Raw genomic sequence first — 6,817 nt, 5'->3', positions numbered from 1 at the left:
CGCCACGGCCGAGCCGGCTTCGACCAGCTCGAAATCGCCGGGCACCGGCCCCAGCCCCAAGCCGATCATGGCGCGGCCAGCCACGCTGGCGACGATCATCAGCGTGATCGCACACAGCACCAGCCCACCCAGCACGGCGGACCATTTGGTGCACCGAAACACCCAGGTCATCATGTTGTCGTCCTCAAGATTGAAAATTTCCAGCGTGCGCTGTTGCTCCGTCAACGTCATGCAAATCAGCCGCTCCCATGAGTGTCATCGCCCTCTGAAGTTCTTCCCCGAGAGTCGATAAAACTCTCCGCGCACCATCTTCACCTTGTGCTGCCAGACCGTAGAGCAAAGGCCGCCCGACAAAGACAGAAGTTGCGCCCAGGCTCATCGCCTTGATGACGTCCACACCACGGCGCACACCACTGTCCAAAAACACCGGGATGCACCCTGAAACCGCGCGAACTAGTGCGGGCAAGGCATTGATCGATGAAACCCCTCCGTCGAGCTGACGCCCGCCATGGTTGGAAACCACGATGCCGTCAACACCGGCCTTTACTGCAAGGCTGGCGTCTTCTGGATGAAGGACGCCTTTGACCACAAGCTTTCCAGGCCAACTTTGTCGGATTTGATCTAGACGTGCCCAATTCAAACCGCGATCCATGGCCCTGGCCAACAAGGCTGCTTGGGCTTGCGCCGATAGGGCTCGCCCCACTTCCTCAACCAGGTTCACAAACTTTGGTTGACCCGCTACAGCCTGACGCAATGACCAACCGGGGTGGCAGACCAAGTCAGCCAACAGTTTGGGGGTCAGGCGAAACGGCAACCTGAAACCGTTTCGCAGGTCTTGCTCGCGCAGACCGCTGACCGGAACGTCAACCGTCAAAACCAGCGTGTCAAACCGATTTGCCTTGGCTCGACGCAACAGTTGATCGGTAATGCTGGGATCCTGCATCACATACAACTGCAACCAGAGCTCCGCATCTGGGAGATCTTGCCTCACACGCTCCAGACGCTCATTCGATGCGGTCGACAACACAAAGGGGATCCCTGCCGCTGCAGCCGCTCTGGCCAATGCAAGATCCCCTCCGGGACGCACCAACCCATTCAGCCCCATCGGCGCCACCCCAATAGGCAGCCTCCAGTTGCGCCCAAAGACACAAACCGAGGTGTCGATGGCACTCGTGTCACGCAACACCCTCGGTTTGAGTTGTGTCGCTTCGAAGGCCTGTCGATTTGCACGGAGGGTCAGGCCATCCTCAGCCGCACCGTCTACATAATCGAACACGAACTTGGGCAAGCGGCGCCGCGCCAAGGTGCGCCACTCCCCAATGTTCAACGGCTCTTGCCCCCACTTCATTTGGAAAACTGCTTGACGAGCGCCCGGGCATCCTCCAGCAGTTTCTTGCCGTCAGCGCCTTTTGCGGTCGCATCCTTGACCCACTCGTCATCCACCGCATCGGTGGCCTTCACCCAGCGTTGGTATTCGGCATCCGGCAGTTCGTAAACATTCCCGCCACCGTCTTGGGCCGCTTTGCGGTACTGCGCAGAAACAGCGTCAAAACCTGTCTCTCCCGCCCAACTGGACGCGGCAAGACCACTGTTGCTGTCAATCACCTTGCGCAGATCCGGCGGGAGCGACTGGTACTTGGCCTCGTTCATCCCGAAAAGGAAGATAGTGTTCGAGATGCGGGGTGCACCAGCCGGAACGTCCAAGTGAAATTTGGTCAGCTCTGTGAGTCTGATGGAGGGAACGCCCTCCCAAGGAACCGCCGCGCCGTCCACCACATTCTTCATCAGCCCTTCAGGAACCATGGGCAGCGGCATGGCAATGGGCACCGCGCCAATGGCAGACAACATGCGGGCATTGGCACGCGTCGCAGCGCGAACCTTCAAGCCCTTGAAATCCCCAAGGGTTTTGGGGGTCTTGCCCTTGAAGTGGAACAGCGCACCGTCATGAACGTGCATGAAGATGCGATGAACACCTTTGAATTCGTCTTGGGCATGTTTGTCCACATACGTCCACAGGGCCGCACTGCCCGCCTTGGCGGTCACCGACATCCAGGGCAGCTCAAACACCTCTGCCTTGGTGAAGCGGCCTGCAGCATAGGTCGGCACCGTCCACACCGCGTCCACCATGCCATCTTTGACCTGATCAAACAGCTGAGCCGGCGTGCCGCCCAATTGCATGGATGGAAATATCTGACACTTCAAACGGTCTTGCGACTCGCGGGCCACCTTGTCGCACCAGGGCTGGATCAGCCGCACATGGGCGCTGGACGTGGAGGGCAGGAAATGGTGCACACGCAAGGTGACTTGCTGTGCAAAGGCCGGCGCTATCGCGCCAGAGCCGAGCAGCGCCAAGCTGGCCAGCTGCACAACGTGCTTCAAGGTTTTCGGTGTCATGGTGGGTCTCCTTAAAAAATGGGTGAGTTCCATCGTCCTGCAACCTGGTGTTGCAGGCATTTGGCATGCCTTGGTTAGTCTGCGAATCAGCCCAGGCTCGGCGGGTCCTGAATGAGCTGCAACAGCGTGTAGAGGGTTGTGGTGTGCGGTGTGGGCACGCCAGTGCGTTCGCCTGCACGCACGATTTCGCCGTGGATGGCCTCCACTTCGGCCGGCCGCTTGGCCAGCACGTCCTGCAACATGGAGGGCTTGTGGTGCAGGTGGTGGTCCATGGCATGGTCCAACGTCTTGTGCACCACAGCCTCGTCAACAGCCACCCCGCAGGCCGATGCCACCTGCCCTGCTTCGGCCGCCACGCCGTGTGCGAGTTTGCGTCCACCCTGGGTAGCCCCCAGTTGACCCACAGTGCAAGAGGCAAGGGCACACAGCCCATTGAGGGCAGCATTGAAAGCCACCTTTTGCCAGATGGCGGCGTGCACCGCCAGGTCCTGCTCGCTGGGTAGGCCTGCGGCCGTCAAGTCAGCGGCCAATTCGATGATGGTTTCACTCGACTGGCCGTCGGCCATCATGAAGCGGCTGTGCCCCTGCCCATGGGAGCCCACATTCCCTGGCCCGTGCATGTCGGCCGGCACCGTGGTCACGCCAATGGCAATGCGCTCCAGCGGCAGAAACTGGTTCAGCCGCTCGATGTTGCCCAAACCGTTCTGCAAGCTCAGCACCCGGGTGGTATCGCCCAGCAGGTGCTTGACAGATTGCATGGCCGCCTGTGTGTGCATGGTCTTGGTGAAGACGATCAGCCAGTTCGGCCTCTGAACGGCGCCTTCAGGGCGGTTCGCGATCAAATGAACCGTCTGCGAGCAGCCATCCGTGTCCAACCGCAACCCTTGCTGGCGAACCTTGTTCAGGTGCAAGTCGTTCACGTCAAGCAACTCCACGGTGTGCCCTTGCGCAGCCAGCAGCCCGCCAAACAAGGAACCCATGGCGCCCGCGCCGAGGATGGTGTATCTCATCGCAGTTCAGAACGGATAGTGACGCGGGGCGGTCTGAACGGTGATCCAACGCAGATCGGTGAACGCCTCGATGCCGGCACGCCCGCCGAAGCGGCCCCATCCGCTGGCCTTCACGCCGCCAAACGGCATCTGTGCCTCGTCGTGCACCGTGGGGCCGTTGACATGACAGATCCCCGACTCGATGCGCTGCGCCACGCGCCAGCCGCGCGCGGTGTCTGCAGTGAACACCGCCGCTGACAGGCCGAAGGCGTTGTCGTTGGCACAATCAATGGCGGCATCCTCGCCATCCACCCGGACGATGGCCTTGACCGGAGCAAAGGTTTCTTCGCTGTAGATGCGCATGGCAGGCGTCACGTTGTCCAGCAGCGTGGCGGGCATCAGCGTGTTGTCGGCCTTGCCGCCGCACACCAGCTTGGCGCCCTTACCAATGGCGTCGTCGATGAGTTCGTTGACGCGGTGTACGGTGCGAATGTCCACCACCGAACCCAGCACCACCGGCCCCTGGCGCGGATCGCCCAGCGGCAGGGCCTGGGCCTTGGCGGCGAGCTTGGCCACGAAGGCGTCTGCAATCTTGCTGTCCACAACAATTCGCTCGGTGGACATGCAGATCTGCCCGGAGTTGGCAAACGCCCCAAATGCCGCGCCATTGACGGCAGCGTCCAGGTCAGCGTCGTCCAGCACCAACAGCGGGGCCTTGCCGCCCAGCTCCAGCACCGAAGGCTTGAGGTGGAAGGCACAGCGCGAAGCGATGATGCGCCCCACATGGGTCGATCCGGTGAAATTGACGCGCTTGACTGCCGGGTGCGCGATCATGGCTTCAACCACCTCGGCGGCATCGTCGGGCGCGTTGGTCACGAAGTTGACCACACCCCTGGGCAGCCCGGCTTCCTGCAGGGCCTGGATGATGAGGCCGTGCGTGGCCGGGCACAGCTCGCTGCCCTTGAGCACCACGGTGTTGCCGCAAGCCAATGGCACGGCCACGGCACGCACACCCAGAATGACCGGGGCGTTCCACGGAGCCATGCCCAGCACCACGCCAGCGGCCTGCCGTGTGGCCATGGCCAGACTACCCGGTACGTTGGAGGGGATGACCTCGCCGCTGATCTGCGTGGTCAGCGCGGCGGCCTCCACCAGCATGTCTGCTGCCAGGTGCACGTTGAAGCCCGCCCAGATGCCGGAGGCGCCGATCTCGGAAACCATCGCGGCGGTGAACTCGGCGGCCTTGGCCTCCAGGGAATGGGCAGCCTTGAGCAGCAGCGCCCTGCGTTCGCCCGGCGCTGTTTGCGACCAGGCGGGGAATGCGGCTGCGGCAGCTTCCACAGCTGCCACGGCGTCTTGCACCGTAGCAGCGGGTGCCGATGTGGCCACCTTGCCATCCAGCGGGTTGGTGCGCGTGAAGGTGGCGCCGTTACTGGCAGCGCGGGCCTCGCCATTGATCAGCATGGTGATGGTGTTGCTCATGTTTAGTCTCCTGGTTGGGATTGCAAATGCGTTGGCGGTCAGACCACCACCAGCTCGATCAGGCGGGGGCCGGGGGCTTGAAGGGCTTGGCGCAGCTTGTCGCTCAGGTCTGATGGGTTTTCCACCCGGGTTGCCTCCATGCCCTGGCCACGGGCCAAGGACACGAAGTCAAGGCTGGGCAAGTCAGTGCCGGCAGGCTTTTCACCCGGTGCAAAACCGAAAACCGGGGCGAAGTCCTGCAAGGCCGCGTAGCGGCGGTTGTTGAGAATCACGAAGGTAATAGGCAATGCCAATTGCGCGGCCGTGTACAGCGCCTGAATGGAATACATGCTGGAGCCGTCGCCAATGAGCGCGATGGTGCGGCCGTTGAGGCCCTTGCGCTGGCGCCCCAGTGCCACACCCACCGCTGCCGGCATGCCGTAGCCCAGGCCACCGCTGGCCATGGTGTAGAAGCTGTCGGCTCCTGCCATAGGCAAGCGCGCCTGCATCACGCCGCGCGAACCAGGGGCTTCCTCCACCACCACGTCGTCCTTGTGCCTGACTTCGTCCAGCACCTGCAGCACGAAAGCCACGCTCATGGGGCTGCCTGCTTCCACTGGCGCGGGGCACGGCGCCACCTTGGGCATGGCACGTTTCACCGGGCTGGCCGCCTGCAACAAGGCATCCACCGCCAGGTGCAGGCTGGCCACCAGGCTGTTGCCCGTGGGAGTCCAGGCCGCCATCTGCGGGTCATCAACGATCTGCCACAGCGGCACACCGGGTGGTACGTGCGGGCCCTGGCCTTCCACATGGTAAAGAAATGCCGGTGCCCCCAGGACCAGCACCAGGTCGTGTCCCGTGAGCCGATCAACGATTCGCTCCCGCATGGCTGGCAAAAAGCCGCCGAACTGGGGGTGGGCTTCGGGAAAAGCGCAGCGTGCACTCATGGGCGCGGTGTAAACAACCGCACGGTGCTGCTCGGCCAGTTGAACCAGCAGGTCCATTGCACCGTCGCGGTCCACCCCGGTGCCCGCCACAATGGCCGGGCGGCGTGCACGACTGAGCGCCTTGGCCACCTGCGCCAGCACATGCGGGTCGGGGGCAACACTGCGGCTCACTTGGCGCGGCTCTACCCAGTCTGAGGGCTGCTCCCAGTCGTCCGCAGGAATAGAGACAAACACCGGCCCGCAGGGTGGCTGCATGGCAATGTGGTAAGCCCGCGCCAGCGCCAGCGGCACGTCCTCGGCACGCGCGGGTTCGCACGCCCACTTGACGTAGGGCTTGGGCAGATCGGTGGACTGGGCTGCGAACAGGAAGGGGTCGAACGGCAGGATGGAGCGCGCCTGCTGCCCAGCAGTGACGATGAGGGGCGTCTGGTTCTTGAAGGCCGTGAAGATGTTGCCCATCGCGTGGCCCACGCCGGCGGCCGAGTGCAGGTTCACCAGTGCGGCATTGCGCGTGGCTTGCGCATAGCCATCGGCCATGCCCACCACCACCGATTCCTGCAAGCCCAGCACATAGCGGAAATCACTCGGGAAGTCACGAAACATTGGGAGCTCCGTGGACCCGGGATTGCCAAACACGGTGTCGATGTTCAGGTCGCGCAGCAGGCGCAACACGGCTTCCCTTACCGTTGGGCGCGGCTCTTGGCGTGCAGTGGGTTCCATGGGTGTGTGGTTCATGCGGTGACTTGTTTCAGACAGGTCACAGTGTCAAATCCCAAAGAAAATTGGGCAATAAAATGAACCAACTAAGTAGTATGCTCAGGACTTATATGACTGGCATCGACCTGAACCTTCTGCGTGTTTTCGACGCCATCTACGCGTCATGCAACATCAGCAGGGCGGCAGAGCGCTTGGGCATGTCGCAGCCTGCAACCAGCCAGGCACTCAACCGCTTGCGTCTAGCCTTGCATGACCCGCTTTTCGAGCGCACGGCCGGAGGCGTGCGCCCCCCCCCGCGTCAGAATAGTT

Annotated in this window: 6 protein-coding genes; 1 reads left to right on the top strand and 5 read right to left on the bottom strand. The window is 62.6% G+C overall.

From position 1 onward, the window contains the following. Positions 1-184: 184 nt before the first annotated feature. The 5 genes from CON77_RS13265 to mdlC form a co-directional block, all read right to left on the bottom strand. Positions 185-1,348, bottom strand: a complete 1,164-nt coding sequence (locus CON77_RS13265) for an alpha-hydroxy acid oxidase (protein WP_101049890.1) — start codon at positions 1,346-1,348, stop codon at positions 185-187. Beyond that, a complete protein-coding gene (locus tag CON77_RS13260; RefSeq protein WP_101049888.1) occupies positions 1,345-2,394 on the bottom strand; it encodes a TRAP transporter substrate-binding protein in 1,050 nt (349 codons plus the stop codon). Before CON77_RS13260 ends, CON77_RS13265 begins: the two co-directional genes overlap by 4 nt. Positions 2,395-2,480: 86 nt before the next feature. Next, the gene (locus CON77_RS13255; protein WP_101049886.1) at positions 2,481-3,404 is read right to left on the bottom strand and encodes a ketopantoate reductase family protein; all 924 of its coding nucleotides are present in this window, start codon (positions 3,402-3,404) and stop codon (positions 2,481-2,483) included. Between the two features lie 6 nt (positions 3,405-3,410). Continuing rightward, entirely contained in the window at positions 3,411-4,865 is a 1,455-nt protein-coding gene (locus CON77_RS13250) for an aldehyde dehydrogenase (protein ID WP_101049884.1), read from the bottom strand. A gap of 38 nt (positions 4,866-4,903) precedes the next feature. Next, complete coding sequence (gene mdlC / locus CON77_RS13245; protein ID WP_101049892.1) at positions 4,904-6,511, bottom strand: benzoylformate decarboxylase; 1,608 nt, start codon at positions 6,509-6,511, stop codon at positions 4,904-4,906. Positions 6,512-6,618: 107 nt separating this feature from the next. On the opposite strand from mdlC, the gene CON77_RS13240 reads away from it, so the two are divergent. Then, positions 6,619-6,817, top strand: a 199-nt coding sequence (locus CON77_RS13240) for a LysR family transcriptional regulator (protein ID WP_157826963.1), incomplete at its 3' end; no start/stop codon positions are given.

It is taken from the genome of Macromonas nakdongensis (assembly GCF_002837145.1).
GTDB lineage: Bacteria > Pseudomonadota > Gammaproteobacteria > Burkholderiales > Burkholderiaceae_C > Macromonas_B > Macromonas_B nakdongensis.
This window is presented reverse-complemented; position numbering and strand designations above follow the sequence as displayed.